Below are 16094 nucleotides of genomic sequence, written 5' to 3' on the forward strand. Positions count from 1 at the left end.
TTCAAATGGCGATTCAGCGTTTAATTGGTTTTGGGAAAAAAGAAGAGTTTAAGGAAATTTTGGCAATTTTAAGAAAGCAGAATCCTGATAGGATAAGGGTTCTGTGAAATTTGTCGTGTACAGAGATAAAATATTAAAGATTTAAGCGTAATCCATATACTGTACGTGGTTCAACGACATCATGACTAGGCTATTCAGTGACTTTAATTGCTCAGACATATTTGTTCATCTGCTTTGTTACACTCCCTGTTTAAACAAAAAAAGCCTGAACTGAGTCAGGCTTTTTTGATCGATTAGAATCGGTCGTTGAGCTTAGAAGCTATATTTAGCCATTAAACCAACGCGGTCATCGTTATAAGATTCACCCGCAAAGTTTTTGCGTTTACCATTTACATATTCCAAGCCAAGTTCAACTGGTTTTACAGGTGCGTAAATAAAGTTAATCCAAGCTTGCTGTGCTTCTTCGTTCGCATTTGAATTCAATGCATCTTTCGCATACGCGCTGCCATCATCCGCAAATAGCGCGCCGTAAGCTAAAGTCGAACGTAGTTTTTCATTAAACTTATAGGTTGCACCCACTTGTACAGCAGTGAATTTGTTTTGCTCGATGTTGCCATCTACAACAGAGTAAGCCGAGTTAGAACCATATAAATAGTTGCTGTTGCCTTCTGTATACGAAACATCACCATTCAATTTCAATTGATCAGTCACTGCATAAGATGCACCCGCTGCTACGCCCCAAGCTGTTTCAGTATCATCTGCAGCTTTAGATTTGTAGTTTTCAACCAATGCACGAGCTGAAGCGGTACCTTTACCTGCGGCAAAACCTTGAGTCACTTTGGCAGTTAAGTTTGGAAGACGATAAGTCGGATCTGCAGCAACAGTCCCTTTACTATCCCCTTCTTCCGCAGAAACAAATAGTTGAGTATCTGGAGCTAATTTGTAGTTATAACGAACTTGAGGAATACGTGTAGTACCACCACCCAAGTTTGTATTGAAATCAATCATTTCTGGTGCATGGCTAGATAAGAAGTTAGATGTCGTTTGACCAAATAACCAGTTGTTAAAGGTTAAGTAACCGTGACGTAAGCGAAGTCCATCATTTGAACCACTTGCATCTGCAAAGTCGACTTCAATTTTACCGCCCACTTTATTATCACCACCGACAGGTGCTGTAAAATCTAAACCAAAACGTGTGGTTTTTGCAGTTGCGCGAAGTTTATCTCGTGCTTCTTCTTTAGACGTATGTACGTTGTTGAAGTCGTTATCCGCACCTTCGATGATGTAGTTCGCATCACCACGAACAAAACCGTAAAGGCTTACATCTGCACCTGTTTTAGATTTTAAGCTTGCAGCTGGAGTAGCTGGTGGCGGTGGTGGTGCAACAGGACGCGCTTTAACTTGCTGAATCTCTGTTTGTTGCTGTTGTTGAACTTGCTGCTGCGCTTTAATTAAACTTTTCAGTTCTGCAACTTCTGCACGTAATTGTTCAATTTCAGAAGTATTGCTGCCTGCATGAGTCATTGAGACCGTTGCCAAACTCATGGCAACAACAAGGGTTTTCATTGGGTGGAATACAGTTTGAGTTTTCATCCTAAGCTCTCTATTGTCCTGTCATTGTTGTATGCCCTAACTCTGGGCGCTTTGTTATTCGCCTATTTGAGCGGACAAATTTCAAGCTGCCTATCTGTGCTTTAGTCGCATTAAAGCCCCAACTTGCAGCTCCCAAGAACGAAATACTTGAAAGCAAAAAGCAAAAACGCTGAATCCATCACTGAAAATAGACTGAAATATTTAGTTAAAATTCAGACTTAGCCGATTCAGATGGCAAAAAAGCTCAACACCCATACCTTAAAGGTAAATATCCATACCCTATAGGTATGTCATAAAAATGATAAAATCCGACATATTACCGATAGAGACATTCACAATGTATTGATCCAGCATAAAGCACTGTGTTTAATGCAAATAATACTTATTTATCAGTTGCTCTATTTCATAAAGGTAGGACAACAGCGATCTACAGTTTCTCTTTTTATTTTCAAATGCATGATTACTTAGATATATGTTTCGAGCAAACAGCAATTGAGCTCAAGGTGCGATAAATAGCGCCCTCATTGAAAGTTATGAATGATGAACATTTATAATGAGTGACGCGGATATTTGATCAATAATACACGTACGTTGATGACCGACGTTTAAGTCAGACCTGCTAAACGTCATCACCTGCATTTAGTTCAACCCATGGCTGAAGCTTTTAAACTACGCATGGTGAACATTGCAACAACCACAAATAGCAGCATAATCAGAGCCATATTGATGAGCGCTGACCATACTAAAAAGTTCAAAAACACTCCGGCCAATAGACCACAGGCAAATTGCATACTTCCCATGATTGCACTGGCTGTGCCAGCTCGTGAGCCTTGTTCAGACATCGCCAATGCCATCGCATTTGGACCAGTGAAGCCGATTGAAGCAACACATAAGAACATGCCCAACATTACAACAATGATAGAGGAAAGATTAAATAATCCTGCCGCCAATAAGATCAGCACACCACACAATTGGAGTGCATTACCCAATTGCAAACTATGGCGAACATCCAGTCGATTTGCAAGTTTCTTATTGAGGGTTGAAAACACCATAATCCCTAAAGCATTCGCCCCAAATACATAAGCAAATTGCTGTTGGCTCAGACCATAACCATCCATCAAAATGGCAGATGAGCCACTGATATAACAAAATAAAATTGCGCCAGAAAAACAGCCTGTGAGCATCGGTTTACGGAAAGTTTCGTCCTGTAAAATCGCACCATATAAACCTAAGACTTGTTTCAAACTTAATTTTAAGCGTCGCTCAACAGGCAGGGTTTCTTGAAAGAAAAAATGTACGCAGAAAAGACAAAAAATACCGACAAGTACCAATACCGCAAATATGTATTGCCATTCAAACACCTGCAATACCCATGCGCCTAAAGTAGGTGCAATGATCGGTGCAATTGTTGTCACGATCATCATACTGGCAAAGGCTTGAGCAGAAGCTTGCATACTTAAGCGATCACGAATTGCTGCACGGGCAATCACCACACCAACACAGCCACCCAAGGCTTGCAAAACGCGAGCCGCGATCAAGCTCCATTCACTTTTGGCAAAGACACACAGAAAACTGGCACAAATATATAAAACCAAACCGAAATATAGCGGTGTTTTACGCCCAATGCGGTCGCTGACCGGCCCGTAAATTAACTGTCCAATCGCCAAACCCAAGAAATACGCTGGAAGACTATTGGCCACTTGTTGCGTTGTCACACCAAAATCGTCGGCCATTTGAGGTAAAGCCGGCAAATACATGTCGATTGAAAGTGGACCTAAAGCAGTCAGCAACGCCAACAAGACGATCCAGCGTTGAGAAAATTCCTTTTGTGATTCGACGCTTTTCATAAGAATAATTCATTTATCGCAAGCAAGTTTTGCAGACAAGTTTACACTGCACATAGTATTATTTCTTGGCTTCAATGTGAAAATTCACACGATACACATTGCTTACTGTCCCATCGCTTTAGCAAAGGAAAAATTTTGAACGCCTGGCTCGCACGACTGAAACAAGCAACCTATAACACGACCTTTATGTATAACTTGCGCATGGTCATTGCCTTCGCAGGAACAGCCTTTGTCCCATATTTTTTAGATCAGCAATTGATGACCATTCCCCTCACTTTGGGTGTGGTTGCCGCAGGTCTAAGTGATATCGATGACCGCTTTTCAGTCCGCGTGCTCAATCAAATTTATACCTATATTGGGTTCTTTGTTACTGCGGTATCCATTTATCTGTTGTTCCCGCATCCGATTTTATTTGCATTGGGGCTGATCGTTTCTTGTATCGGTTGGATTCTTTTGGGTTCATTGGGTCGTCGCTATGCCACCATTTCTTATGGCTGTTTGGTGATCTCCGTGTATTCCATGCTTGGGGTCGAACTTTTTGAAAATTGGTATACACAAGCAGGTTTATTGGTCATCGGTGCGATCTGGTATGGACTGCTCTCTACCTTGAGCTTTCTACTGTTTCCTGTACGCCAAGTTCAGGACAAATTGGCGCAAAGCTATTCGTCTCTGGGTGACTTCTTATTTGCAAAATCTAACTTGTTTGATGTCGATATGACACCGGAAAGTTATCAGCAAAGTTTGATTGAGCTATCGCTAGAAAATGGCAAATTGATTGGCATTTTCAACGATATGAAAACGGCCTTATTAACGCGTTTAAAAGGTGACCGTGGACAAAAAGATACGCGTCGTAGCCTGCAATATTATTTTGTCGCGCAAGACATTCATGAACGTGCCGATTCCGCGCATATTGATTATCAAAAATTGACCCGTATTTTTGAACATAGTGATATTTTATTTCGCTTTCAACGCGTGCTTTCGATTCAAGGTAAAGCTTGTAAAGATTTGAGTATCAGTATCTTACAGCGAAAACCTTATCATCATAATCAACGTTTTAAACATGCATTCCACAATCTAAAATTGTCACTCGAAAAGCTGCGTGAAGAACAAAAATACGATGAAGTCTGGATCAACTCTTTATTTGCTTTATACCAAAACCTAAAAGGCATCGATGCGCAATTACGTAATGTCGAAACCGAGCGTTATATTGACCGACAAGCCCTGATTGAAAATCGTTTAAAAGATGATGATTTAAAAGGTTGGGACGACATCGTCATTCGATTCAAACAACATTTGAGCCCTGAATCGGTGCTGTTCCGTCATGCTGTGCGTTTATCGACTGTCTTATTTATTGGTTATATTTTTGTCCAAGTGACCAATATCAGTTATGGCTATTGGATTTTATTGACTGCCCTGTTTGTCAGCCAGCCAAACTTTAACGCCACCAAGCGCCGCCTCTATTTACGTATCATTGGCACCTTGGTCGGAATTATTTTAGGTTATGCGATTTTATATTTTGTTCCTTCTGTCGAAGGTCAGTTACTGCTACTCATTTTAAGTGGCGTGCTGTTTTTTGAATTACGCAGTAAGCAATATGCACAAGCCACTGCATTTATTACCATTTTGGCGCTGATCAACTTTAACTTAGATGGCATGGGTTTTGCCGCAGCTATGCCGCGTATGATTGATACACTGATTGGTTGTGCCTTGGCATGGTTTGGTGTGAGTTTCATTTTCCCAGACTGGAAGTTCCGTCGCCTACCTCGGACCATCAGCCGTTCGATTCAAGCGCAGTGTGATTATTTGGCCGAAGTGGTTGAACAATATAAATCTGGTCGTAATAACGGGTTGAATTATCGTGTGGTCCGTCGTGCAGCCCATAATACCGATGCAGAAGTGGCTTCACTGATTTCCACTTTAGCCACCGAACCCGATACCGATCCGACTCAAAAAGCTTTGGCCTTTGAGTTTTTGTGTCTCAATCATACCTTTATTAGTTATATCGCAGCCTTAGGTGCGCATCGTGAAAAAATTCAAGATCAACAAGTCTTAACCTTATTGGATAAAGCTACGGATGACATTCAAGGTGCATTACTACGTGACGAAGTACCGGACTTAACGGCGCAAAATATGTTGCAAGAAATCCGTCAGCGTTTGTCACAAAACAGTGAGGAAGATCAAAAATCCTTGATCGTGCTACAGCAGCTTTCTTTGATGTTTAACGTGTTGAACCAATTTAGCCAATTGAAACAAAATCTAAGTCATGAGCATGATCAGGCATCGACTGAACTGGCTTCGCTATAATTTGGATGATTTTGGAACAATATACTCACTGAATTGGTATAAATAATGCTAAACTTTTTACAGTTTTAAATCTGTTACTTTCACTATGACCGCAAAAAATTTATATGCCTACACGCTAGAGCCAGTGGCTTATGAAATTTCTGAAGAAGAACAACGTTATGCTCAACTTGTTCTGTCTCGCAGTAACTTCAAAATTGGCAAAAAAGCATGGCTAATTATGGGTGCAATTCTTGCACTGGCACTCTTGGGCCTCATCTTTATTAAGAACTATTCAACAGTATTTTGCTGGGTAGCTATTGTCTGTGTTGTGATTTACTTCCTTGTGCGTAAATTCGGTATCGAGTGGTATGCGAAACGCAAACTGAACGAAGTCCCTGTACAAGAAATTAAAGGCATTCGTATGGGTGTTCAGCCGCACGGGATCTCTATGCAGCAACGTATGGGCGCAAACATGGGGACGATGACTGTCGGTTGGAAAGACATTCATGAATGGTATGACACTAAAGACTTCATCCTTTTAAACTTTAAAGTGAAGGGTCAAGACGGTGCATACATCTTGCCTAAACGTATGGATAGCAAGAAGTTTCCATTTTCGACCATTCGTAAGCACTTAAATGAAACTGTAGGCCCAGCTAAAGCAATTTAAGCCAAACAGACATTTATGTATAAAAAAACCTCCACTTTTTGGAGGTTTTTTTATCTGTTTAATTTTCGAATGATCATTGATAATTACAATAATGAGAATGAATATTACTTACTTTTTCCACATTCTCTACTACATCATCGTTTATAATTCGTCGCAATTCAGCAACCTTTTATCAATATTAAATCCATCATGTTTAAGAAAACCCTTTTCCAGATTCACTGGTTCTTGGGGATTAGTGCCGGCTTAATACTCTCGCTCATGGGGGTTACAGGTGCCATTTATTCCTATGAACAGCAAATACTTAAAGCAATCAATCAGGACAGTTATGTAGTTCAGGTTCAACAGCAGCCTAAACTAACCCCTGCTGAGCTTTATGAGCACTTTAGTCAGTCTGATCCTGACATGAAAATTAACAGCATCTCTATTGCCTCAGATGCTACCGCCTCAAGTACCGTGAATATTGTCAAGGAAGGTGCTCGTCGTGGCTATAACATGATGGTTAACCCCTATACAGCCGAAGTTTTACCTGAAATCAAAGGTCAAAAATTCTTCCAGTTTGTACAGCAACTACACCGTAATTTAACTGTTGGCCCTGTAGGTAAACAAATTACCGGCGCATGTACACTGATGCTGATTTATTTTGTATTGAGTGGTTTGTATCTGCGTTGGCCAAAAAGACATTCTGTAAAACAATGGCTTGCAGTAAAACCGAAACTCAAAGGACGTAATTTCCTATGGGATTTACATGCAGTCGTCGGCACATGGGTGATTGTTTTTTATCTCATTTTGGCATGTACAGGTCTGTACTGGTCTTATGATTGGTGGCGTAATGGCATGTTTAAAGTCATGGGCGTTGAACGTCCACAGCCCCAGTTACAAGAAGGTCCAAAACCGAATGGACAACCTGCTGAACAAGCGGGTGCAAAGCAAGGTGGTGAAAAACAAGCCACTGAGGCAAAACAAACTCATGGCGAACACCAAGCACGTTCTGAAAGAAATCCTGCAACGTCGAGTCCCTCTGAACACGGCGCTCAAGAAAATAAACATGGTGCTGAAGGTCGCGGAGAAAAACGTGGTCTAAAACCAGAACAAGTGAATATTGCCCTTACGCAAAGTTGGAATGGCTTTAATCAAAATATTGGTCGTGAATACTCAAGTGTCACTTTTAATATTCCGAAAAAAGCCAATGGTGAATTAGAAATTAACTTTGTGGATGCCGTCCCTCAACATGAGCGTGCGCGCAACAAAGCGACTTATAACTACAAAACGGATGCTCTTACCGATATCGAGTTATACGAAGATAAAAAGCTAAATGAAAAAATCATGACCAGCATGTTGCCTGTACATCGCGGTAGTTTCTTCGGACCGATTTATCAGTTCTTTGTGGTTATTGCATCCCTCATGATGCCGCTGTTCTTTGTCACAGGATGGATGCTCTATCTCAAACGTCGTAAACAGAAAAAACTGACACAGCAAGCCCGTCAAAGCTTAGCACCAGTTACCATCGACCCAAATGCACAGCCTTGGTTAATTTGCTATGCATCACAAACAGGTCAGTCTGAACAATTGGCATGGCGTACAGCAACAAGCTTACAAGAGGCTCGTCAGCCCGTCACAGTGAAAGCTGTTCAGCAACTTTCTGCTGATGACTTAACGCAAGCCGCTCAGATTTTATTTGTTGCAAGTACCTATGGCACTGGAGAAGCGCCTGATCTCGCTTCAAGCTTTGAACGTAAACTGATGACACAACGCCTCGATTTGAGTCATGTTCAGTTTGCCGTTTTAGCTTTAGGCTCTGAAGAATATCCGGATACGTTCTGTAGCTTTGGTCATGCGATTCATCGCTGGATGCAAAGTAATGCTGCGAAGCCCCTGTTTGACACAATTGAAGTCAATAATGGCGACACCCAAGCCATTCAAGCATGGAATAGCGCTTTAGCCAAAGCGACTAAACTTGAACTTCAGCACATGCAAATTGAAAAAACTTTTGATGCATGGACATTGACCAAACGTGATCTACTCAACCCGAACAGTTTAGGTGCCCCTGCATTTAATATTGAGTTAAAACCGCAACATGAAGCCAATTGGCAAGCGGGTGATATTGCAGAGATTCAGCCGGGTAATAGTGCTGAACGTATTGCAAACTTCATGCAAAAGTACCAAATTCAAAGTCAGCAAGTGGTTGATTCTACTCAGCAACGCATTGAAGATGCATTATTGGATCGCAACCTAAATACGGATGTTGAACCATTTGCCAATCTTGATTATTTGCTCGAACAGCTTCCACCGCTTCCAACTCGCGAATACTCCATTGCCAGTATTCCAAGTCAGCAAGTATTACGCTTAGTGGTACGTCAGCAGTCCAATGCGGATGGTGAGCTTGGTTTAGGCTCTGGTTGGTTAACACAACATGCAGCGATCAACAGCACACTACAACTGCGTATTCGCACCAATGAATCATTCCATCTGATTGCAGATAATCGTCCTGTGATTTGTATTGGTAACGGTACAGGTATTGCTGGTTTACTCAGCCTGTTACATACACGAGTTCGTCAAGACTATACGCAAAACTGGCTGATTTTTGGTGAGCGCCAACACGCACATGATTTCTTTTATCAAGACGTCATTGAAGCATGGCAAAACACGGGCTTAGTTCAACGCATAGACCTCACCTTCTCTCGTGATCAAGCGGAGAAACGCTATGTGCATCATGAGCTACGTGACCATGCGACCTTATTAAAATCATGGGTAGAACAAGGTGCCGTGATCTACGTTTGCGGTAGTATCAACGGTATGGCAACGGACGTTGACCACGCACTGATTGATATATTAGGTGAAGACGTTGTTGCTGAACTGCGTCAAGCTGGGCGCTACCGCCGTGATGTTTATTAATAAGATGTTTACTCATAAATAGTCCCAACTAAAAACCAGACCTCGTGTCTGGTTTTTTTCACGCTATACTTAGGCCAAATACGAATACTGCTTTAATTTTTTGCATGAAAAGAATACTACTGCTTTGTGTAGGCTTGCTGCTCTGCGTAGATGCCATTTGGTTACTTACATTAGATAAAATTCATTTAGGCATCCTTTTGCCCTTAGTCATTGGGTGTATTTTTCTTTTATTTGGACTATTTGCAACTCAAATTCACAATATTTTAGATCAATACCCTAAACTCAAAAGGCTCTGGCGTGCTACATGGTGGTTGTTTTGGCTTTGGCTATTGAGCCTTTTACTGTTTTTTGCGTATTTACACTTCAATAGCCAGCAATCCAAGCCATTTACTTCCGTCCAAGCCATCATCGTTTTGGGTAGTGGTATTGAAAATGGTCAACCCTCTCCGACCTTAAAGGCACGTCTCGATGCCGCAGCGCCGTATGCATTGCAACAGCCCAATACTATTTTGATCATGACGGGTGGGTTAGGCTTTAATGAAAAAATGACCGAATCTTCTGTCATGAAGCGCTATTTACTTCAATACTATGACATTTCAGCCGCACGTCTATATGAAGAAAGTAAAAGTACCAGTACAGAACTCAACCTGATCAACAGTAAATTGATTTTAAAACAACATCAAATTTCGCCTGATGCACCTATAGCCATTGCCAGTAGTGACTTTCATCTCCCACGTGCAAAAGCAATTGCACGAAAGTTAGGCTATACACAAGTGTATACCATTGCAGCACCTACACCGCTGTACATCCGCTACAACTCTTGGTTACGTGAATATTTTGCCTTTTTGAGTGGTTTTGTACTCAATGAATATTAAAAAAGCTCTTGTTCGACCAATGAACAAGGGCTTTTTTATACTGTAAATAAACCATTAATTTAAACGAATACTACGTGGCAAAGGAATTTTAAGGTTTTCAAAGACTTCTGGCCGCTGTTGATAAACTTGATATAAATAATTTTTAATATCTAACAGCATCTTTTCAGGCGCAACCAAAATATTTTGCCCTTCTGGGGTCAAATCTAAAGATACCGTAGTGCTCTCGCTGCGTAAAAACGGAATGACTTTTTCGATAAAGTCTTTTAATGAAATTTCCTGAATTTCATAATTGGACCAATTGTCTTTAATTAATAAACGTGCCAAACCACGGTTTTGCCAAATAGCGAAGGAACGTTGACCTGTAGGTGTCGCACAAAGTGCCCAACCATCTTGATATAACGCAATCACGCCACCTTGAGCGACCATATTTTCAATAAATTGTTTATAGGTTTCTTGAGGATTGTAATTTGTGGTTTGAGTTTTAGACGCTGCCTTGCGCTGATATGGATTTCTCATAGATCACATACAATATTAAAATTATTATAGAGCGGATTCTATGTAAATCAGAAAATTTAGGCAAGCTTTTGGATAAAGAAGTTTCTATAGAAGAATATGGTGGGCGCTGACGGGATCGAACCGCCGACATTCTGCTTGTAAGGCAGACGCTCTACCAACTGAGCTAAGCGCCCTGAGCGAAGAGTAACAAAGCGAAGCTTTGTCTGAGCGCAAGAGAAAAATCGAAGATTTTTCTAAAGGCATTCTCTTGAACAGAGATTTTTAAGATAAATGGCGCAGCGGACGGGACTCGAACCCGCGACCCCCGGCGTGACAGGCCGGTATTCTAACCAACTGAACTACCGCTGCATCACGTAGTTTCTTTCGAAACACAACCTATATCTTAAAAGATATGGTGGGCGCTGACGGGATCGAACCGCCGACATTCTGCTTGTAAGGCAGACGCTCTACCAACTGAGCTAAGCGCCCTTAAAGGGTACAAAAATTATATTCTTTGAAATGGCGCAGCGGACGGGACTCGAACCCGCGACCCCCGGCGTGACAGGCCGGTATTCTAACCAACTGAACTACCGCTGCATCGCAAAAAATATGGTGGGCGCTGACGGGATCGAACCGCCGACATTCTGCTTGTAAGGCAGACGCTCTACCAACTGAGCTAAGCGCCCTCAAAAGATCTATCATGTAAATGGCGCAGCGGACGGGACTCGAACCCGCGACCCCCGGCGTGACAGGCCGGTATTCTAACCAACTGAACTACCGCTGCACTTACACAATGTCGCTATTGTGGTTCAAACGAATTAAGATTTAAAGTGGCGCAGCGGACGGGACTCGAACCCGCGACCCCCGGCGTGACAGGCCGGTATTCTAACCAACTGAACTACCGCTGCACTCTAAATATCTTAACGCTGAAAAGGTTTGGTGGGCGCTGACGGGATCGAACCGCCGACATTCTGCTTGTAAGGCAGACGCTCTACCAACTGAGCTAAGCGCCCTTTTCAAAACATGTTCATCGTTTGATGAGGTGCATTATAGAGAATCCTCACGGTCTGTCAAACGCTTTTCTAACTCTTTTCCACTTTTTCTGTTTGAGTGATTAAAAAATAAGTTATATTGCGGAAAAATCAGTATTTTTGAACATTTTTTAGCTATAAACCTGTAAATTTATTACTAAAAATAGGACTTATATTCTGCATCATTCACATAAAAAACAGTTTTTCGCGTGGACTCATAACTAATCATTCAGCGAACCGACGATTAATTCACCACACACACTGCATTCTAAAACACCGCAGTGCACAAAATACATTCAAACACGATTTTCTGTTAGTTTGCGAGCATTAGTCCTGACAAAAGTCCTGACAAAAAAACGCCTTTCAAACTCACTTTAATTTTTCAAATCTTTGTTTTGATGCCATGAACTTCGGTTTTCATGGCTTGTGCTTTTAACGACGTGTTCAATGTTCAGTGATGTAAACCAGCGCATTTAATGGAATCAATTGATAAAGTTCTACAACATCGCTGTTTCGCATGCGAATACAACCATGTGACATAGGTATACCCATTGGTTCAGTATCTGGTGTGCCATGAATATAAATATAACGCTGATAAGTATCACAGCCCTCACCCACATTAAAGCCGGGTTCCAAACCACTGAGCCACAATATTCGAGATAAAATCCAATCCCGCTCAGGATGTAATGCGGCAAGTTGCTCGTCGTAAACCTCACCTGTCCACTGACGTGCTTTAAAAACTGCATTTTGAGGTTGTTGTCCACCAAACTTTTCCGCAATTTGATGCCAACCACGTGGAGTCTTACCACTATTTTCTTGTTCACCAATGCCATTTTTACCCGATGAAATTAGATAAAACTTATTGAGCTTCGGCAAAGTTAAAGTTTGATCTTTCAAGTTAATCAGGATATCGGCTTGATCTTGGGTATATTCAGACATGCTCTTGCTCTTTCTGCTTATCTTTATCTACTGGTTGTGTCTGCGGCGATGTTTCAATAGTCCGTATCTGATTTGGCTCAGGTCGTGTCCATAACCAAATGCCAACGATCAACATGGTTAAGTCAGTGAATATCTTGACGGCAATCGGTGCAGAAGTAAAAAGCATAATCAGACCACTCACCAACATCATGATTGATGCGAACCATTTTGCTTTGCGGGGGACGGTGCCATTTTCGCGCCAAGCACGCAAGGTTGGCCCATATTTAGGATGATTCAACAACCACGCATCCATTTGAGGCCAACCTTTTGAAGCCGCCCATGCCGCTAATATTAAGAAGACTGTCGTGGGCATTCCCGGCAATAAAGCCCCTATAAAGCCTAAAATGACAAAGACAACCACTAAGCTTCGCCAAAACAACGTCTTCATACCGCTACCCTGAACTTTCAATTCAGGTAGTATAAGATGTTTTTAACAAATATCCGTTGTTATTCTGCATTATTCAAAAGGTTTCAATATGGCTGTAGCCCCGACAATGTCGTCTTATTTTGAGCCATGGTTGCAATTTAAACAGCCCTTAGTTCGCCAATTGGCTTTCTGTATTGCTAGCCCAAATATTCTGCAGCAAATTCCCAATGAACTCGAAATCCGCTATCCCTTTCATTTTCATCCAAACGAGCTTTGGCATAAATATTTTGAAGCCTATCTTCCCCGTTTAAAACAACTCGAACAACACCCAAGTGAATTAGTAGAATTTTTACAAAAATTAAAAAGTACTCGCCTTGGTTTACGTTTCGAAATGTTTATATGGTTTTGGCTGCTCGATCACCCATACCATCCATACCAGTTACTCGGACATAGCATTCAAAAAATTGACGGCCCTCGTACAGTTGGTGAACTGGATTTTGTTTTAAAAAATACCGAAAGTGGTAAAGTTGAACATTGGGAAGTGGCTTTAAAATATTATCTAGCCGAGCGCGATTTTCAATTACCCTATTGGTATGGCTTAAATCGTAGTGATACTTTGGCTCGTAAGCTTAATCATTTTACCCAAAAACAATTCCAATTTGATGAAGCACTTGGGCAGCAGATTCAACAGCGCTATTGCGTTTTAAAGGGCCAATTATATTTACCTATTCAGCGTACCAACGCATTGCCAAACTGGGTCAATCCTGCGCGTAGAATAGGTCAATGGGGACATGTCATTCCATCTACGAGTCAAGGCTATTATCGCCTACAACGACATGAATGGATCTGCGTGCAGCAGCAACCGACGAGTGCAACCGCACATTGGTGGACAGATGGTTTATATAAAAAAGACAGTGATGAAAGCTATTATATGTATAGACAGCCACGCTTGGTTTTGCCGCAAACAATTTAAGACTCAATGCACCATTTAGTAGAAATTTACATTTATTTACTCAACCACCGTAAAAACCACCTACTGTTTGATACGGCTATTTTTTAATCTAAATCTCACAACAGAATAATTTAGTCTTCTAAAAATTATTCTTTCATAATGGAGATTACATTCAATGAAAAAAATTTTAGCTGCATCACTTATGGTTGCTTTCGTACTGACAGGTTGTAATACAGTAAAAGGTGTTGGTAAAGACGTATCTAAAGCTGGAGATGCTGTAACCAATACTGCTGAGAAAACTTCGGAAGAAATTCGCCGCAATTAATTTCTTTCCCAAGAATTTATAAAAGAGCCCTATTTTTTTAATAGGGTTTTTTACGTCTAAATTTCCCTTCGCTTGTTGATTCGCCTATTATATTGCGACATTTTTGACTTCTGTATTTAGCATGACCTCAACAGCAACTCTTGATCTCAGCCTAGAACTACTTCGCCAACCGTCGGTGACACCGATTGACCATACCTGCCAGAACATTATGGCGGATCGTTTAGCCAAAATTGGCTTTAACATTGAAAATATGCGTTTTGATGATGTAGATAATCTTTGGGCACGTAAAGGGACTGAAGCACCAGTATTTTGCTTTGCAGGTCATACGGATGTAGTACCTACGGGTAACTTGGATGCATGGGGTTCTGACCCATTTCTTCCTGAAATTCGCGACGGAAAACTATATGGTCGTGGCAGCGCAGATATGAAAACCGCGTTGGCAGCTATGGTTGTTGCTTCCGAACGTTTTGTTGCGAAACATCCAAACCATAAAGGTTCTATTGCATTTCTCATTACCTCTGACGAAGAAGGTCCTTCGATCAATGGGACAGTCAAAGTTGTTGAAACTTTAGAAGCGCGTAATGAAAAAATGACTTGGTGTTTGGTGGGTGAACCTTCAAGCACCAACACACTTGGCGATATTGTTAAAAATGGTCGTCGTGGTTCGCTAAATGCCAATTTAACAGTTAAAGGTAAACAAGGTCACGTTGCTTACCCACATCTAGCAATCAACCCAATCCATACAGCTTCAAAAGCATTGGCTGAGCTTTGCGATACCGTGTGGGACAATGGTAACGAATACTTCCCTGCAACGTCGTTCCAAATTTCCAATATTAATGCCGGCACAGGTGCAACCAACGTTGTTCCGGGCACGATGAATTTACTGTTTAATTTCCGTTATTCAACAGAAGTAACGGCAGATGAACTCAAAGCACGTACCTTGGAAATTTTAGATCGTCATGGTGTTGAATATGACATCTCTTGGACGTTATCTGGTCTTCCATTCCTAACCCCAGTCGGTGAGTTAGTGAATGCCGCACGTGATGCCATTCGAGATGTTACTGGGACAGAAACTGAACTTTCGACCAGTGGTGGTACTTCTGATGGTCGATTCATTGCGCCTACAGGTGCACAGGTGCTTGAATTGGGTGTTTTGAATGCCACGATTCACCAAATCAATGAACACGTCAATGTGGAAGAGTTGGAGCCACTTTCTGAAATTTACGAAAAGATTTTAGAAAACCTGTTGGCTTAAGTATTCTCTGCAATATAAAAAAGGAACTCCATTGAGTTCCTTTTTTATATCTCGTTTTTGCAAATATTAAGCCGCTTGAAGCCCAATGCTGTTTTGAATATTGGCTAAATTTGGAATATGAAATACCTGATCGGCCATGCGTACATATTGGAAAATATTGGCGTCTTTCACGGCTTTTTCTTCATCAACCACTTCAGAAATACGCAAACGAATGGTTTTCGGCATCTCATTACACATCAGTGCAAAACGCTGTCCAACATCATCCCCTTCAATGACCAAAGCCACACCCTGATTTTTTGCAGGATCATTGACTGAGAAAACAGGCAATTTCAATTCATGCCATTCAACAAAAGGAACATTGGTTGCACTATCGAGCGCTGAAAGAACAATATTTTGTGGTAACAACATTGGCTCTTTACCATGACAATCAATGATATAAGCATCGATAAAACCGGTAGAAACCGTAATGAGATGTTGCAGTTCCTGCTGATCAATTTTATCGCTGACAACCTGAGAAACAGTATTTTGGCTCAT

13 protein-coding genes and 8 tRNA genes are annotated in these 16094 nt (G+C 41.4%); 7 read left to right on the plus strand and 14 right to left on the minus strand.

From position 1 onward, the window contains the following. Positions 1-312 precede the first annotated feature (312 nt). Positions 313-1593: a DcaP family trimeric outer membrane transporter gene (locus tag FTU79_RS03715; protein ID WP_180048953.1), complete on the minus strand. Its 1281-nt coding sequence runs from the start codon at positions 1591-1593 to the stop codon at positions 313-315. A 644-nt stretch (positions 1594-2237) separates the two neighbouring features. Then, the gene (locus FTU79_RS03720) at positions 2238-3440 is read right to left on the minus strand and encodes a multidrug effflux MFS transporter (RefSeq protein WP_180048954.1); all 1203 of its coding nucleotides are present in this window, start codon (positions 3438-3440) and stop codon (positions 2238-2240) included. A 135-nt stretch (positions 3441-3575) separates the two neighbouring features. Here FTU79_RS03720 and yccS point away from each other — a divergent pair, with 135 nt between their 5' ends. From yccS to FTU79_RS03740, 4 genes are all read left to right on the plus strand, one after another. Continuing rightward, positions 3576-5744 (plus strand): YccS family putative transporter, encoded by a 2169-nt coding sequence (gene yccS, locus FTU79_RS03725; RefSeq protein ID WP_180009827.1) that lies wholly within the window; start codon positions 3576-3578, stop codon positions 5742-5744. 85 nt (positions 5745-5829) lie between these two features. Beyond that, complete coding sequence (locus FTU79_RS03730; protein ID WP_078191438.1) at positions 5830-6390, plus strand: YcxB family protein; 561 nt, start codon at positions 5830-5832, stop codon at positions 6388-6390. Positions 6391-6579: 189 nt separating this feature from the next. Further along, positions 6580-9282 (plus strand): sulfite reductase flavoprotein subunit alpha, encoded by a 2703-nt coding sequence (locus FTU79_RS03735; RefSeq protein ID WP_180048955.1) that lies wholly within the window; start codon positions 6580-6582, stop codon positions 9280-9282. A 104-nt stretch (positions 9283-9386) separates the two neighbouring features. Beyond that, positions 9387-10157: a YdcF family protein gene (locus FTU79_RS03740; RefSeq protein ID WP_180007535.1), complete on the plus strand. Its 771-nt coding sequence runs from the start codon at positions 9387-9389 to the stop codon at positions 10155-10157. 54 nt (positions 10158-10211) lie between these two features. Here FTU79_RS03740 and FTU79_RS03745 read toward each other — a convergent pair whose 3' ends face one another. From FTU79_RS03745 to FTU79_RS03795, 11 genes are all read right to left on the minus strand, one after another. Next, positions 10212-10673 (minus strand): DUF2750 domain-containing protein, encoded by a 462-nt coding sequence (locus FTU79_RS03745; RefSeq protein ID WP_180007534.1) that lies wholly within the window; start codon positions 10671-10673, stop codon positions 10212-10214. A 97-nt stretch (positions 10674-10770) separates the two neighbouring features. Beyond that, positions 10771-10846 (minus strand) — tRNA-Val (locus FTU79_RS03750). Between the two features lie 98 nt (positions 10847-10944). Further along, positions 10945-11021, minus strand: a tRNA-Asp gene (locus FTU79_RS03755). 44 nt (positions 11022-11065) lie between these two features. Then, positions 11066-11141, minus strand: a tRNA-Val gene (locus FTU79_RS03760). A 31-nt stretch (positions 11142-11172) separates the two neighbouring features. Beyond that, positions 11173-11249: transfer RNA gene (locus tag FTU79_RS03765), tRNA-Asp, on the minus strand. Between the two features lie 13 nt (positions 11250-11262). Next, positions 11263-11338 (minus strand) — tRNA-Val (locus tag FTU79_RS03770). A gap of 21 nt (positions 11339-11359) precedes the next feature. After that, positions 11360-11436, minus strand: a tRNA-Asp gene (locus tag FTU79_RS03775). Positions 11437-11483: 47 nt separating this feature from the next. Beyond that, a tRNA-Asp gene (locus FTU79_RS03780) sits at positions 11484-11560 on the minus strand. Positions 11561-11589: 29 nt separating this feature from the next. Next, positions 11590-11665 (minus strand) — tRNA-Val (locus FTU79_RS03785). Between the two features lie 462 nt (positions 11666-12127). Further along, positions 12128-12622, minus strand: a complete 495-nt coding sequence (gene elsL, locus FTU79_RS03790; RefSeq protein WP_180007533.1) for a cell wall-recycling L,D-carboxypeptidase ElsL — start codon at positions 12620-12622, stop codon at positions 12128-12130. Next, positions 12615-13049 carry a YbaN family protein gene (locus FTU79_RS03795; RefSeq protein ID WP_180048956.1) on the minus strand — a complete coding sequence of 145 codons (435 nt, stop codon included), beginning with the start codon at positions 13047-13049 and terminating at the stop codon, positions 12615-12617. The genes elsL and FTU79_RS03795 overlap by 8 nt, the downstream gene beginning before the upstream one ends. A gap of 88 nt (positions 13050-13137) precedes the next feature. Between FTU79_RS03795 and FTU79_RS03800 the strand changes: the two genes are divergently transcribed. The 3 genes from FTU79_RS03800 to dapE all read left to right on the plus strand — a co-directional run bounded on the left by FTU79_RS03800 (position 13138) and on the right by dapE (position 15560). Further along, a complete protein-coding gene (locus FTU79_RS03800; RefSeq protein WP_180048957.1) occupies positions 13138-14001 on the plus strand; it encodes a DUF1853 family protein in 864 nt (287 codons plus the stop codon). Between the two features lie 154 nt (positions 14002-14155). Then, the gene (locus FTU79_RS03805) at positions 14156-14305 is read left to right on the plus strand and encodes an entericidin A/B family lipoprotein (RefSeq protein ID WP_078191053.1); all 150 of its coding nucleotides are present in this window, start codon (positions 14156-14158) and stop codon (positions 14303-14305) included. 121 nt (positions 14306-14426) lie between these two features. Next, positions 14427-15560: a succinyl-diaminopimelate desuccinylase gene (gene dapE / locus FTU79_RS03810; RefSeq protein WP_180007531.1), complete on the plus strand. Its 1134-nt coding sequence runs from the start codon at positions 14427-14429 to the stop codon at positions 15558-15560. Positions 15561-15626: 66 nt separating this feature from the next. Here dapE and FTU79_RS03815 read toward each other — a convergent pair whose 3' ends face one another. Continuing rightward, positions 15627-16094: a hypothetical protein gene (locus tag FTU79_RS03815; RefSeq protein ID WP_180004987.1), complete on the minus strand. Its 468-nt coding sequence runs from the start codon at positions 16092-16094 to the stop codon at positions 15627-15629.

Origin of the sequence: Acinetobacter sp. YH12144 (assembly GCF_013418345.1) — a bacterium.
Lineage (GTDB): Bacteria > Pseudomonadota > Gammaproteobacteria > Pseudomonadales > Moraxellaceae > Acinetobacter > Acinetobacter amyesii.

Excerpts from the sequence above, each read along its gene's own strand:
- FTU79_RS03715 (WP_180048953.1), bottom strand. The coding sequence starts at position 1,593 with ATGAAAACTCAAACTGTATTCCACCCAATGAAAACCCTTGTTGTTGCC.
- FTU79_RS03720 (WP_180048954.1), bottom strand. The coding sequence starts at position 3,440 with ATGAAAAGCGTCGAATCACAAAAGGAATTTTCTCAACGCTGGATCGTC.
- FTU79_RS03730 (WP_078191438.1), top strand. The coding sequence starts at position 5,830 with ATGACCGCAAAAAATTTATATGCCTACACGCTAGAGCCAGTGGCTTAT.
- FTU79_RS03735 (WP_180048955.1), top strand. The coding sequence starts at position 6,580 with ATGTTTAAGAAAACCCTTTTCCAGATTCACTGGTTCTTGGGGATTAGT.
- FTU79_RS03740 (WP_180007535.1), top strand. The coding sequence starts at position 9,387 with ATGAAAAGAATACTACTGCTTTGTGTAGGCTTGCTGCTCTGCGTAGAT.
- FTU79_RS03745 (WP_180007534.1), bottom strand. The coding sequence starts at position 10,673 with ATGAGAAATCCATATCAGCGCAAGGCAGCGTCTAAAACTCAAACCACA.
- elsL (WP_180007533.1), bottom strand. The coding sequence starts at position 12,622 with ATGTCTGAATATACCCAAGATCAAGCCGATATCCTGATTAACTTGAAA.
- FTU79_RS03795 (WP_180048956.1), bottom strand. The coding sequence starts at position 13,049 with ATGAAGACGTTGTTTTGGCGAAGCTTAGTGGTTGTCTTTGTCATTTTA.
- FTU79_RS03800 (WP_180048957.1), top strand. The coding sequence starts at position 13,138 with ATGGCTGTAGCCCCGACAATGTCGTCTTATTTTGAGCCATGGTTGCAA.
- FTU79_RS03805 (WP_078191053.1), top strand. The coding sequence starts at position 14,156 with ATGAAAAAAATTTTAGCTGCATCACTTATGGTTGCTTTCGTACTGACA.
- dapE (WP_180007531.1), top strand. The coding sequence starts at position 14,427 with ATGACCTCAACAGCAACTCTTGATCTCAGCCTAGAACTACTTCGCCAA.
- FTU79_RS03815 (WP_180004987.1), bottom strand. The coding sequence starts at position 16,094 with ATGAGCCAAAATACTGTTTCTCAGGTTGTCAGCGATAAAATTGATCAG.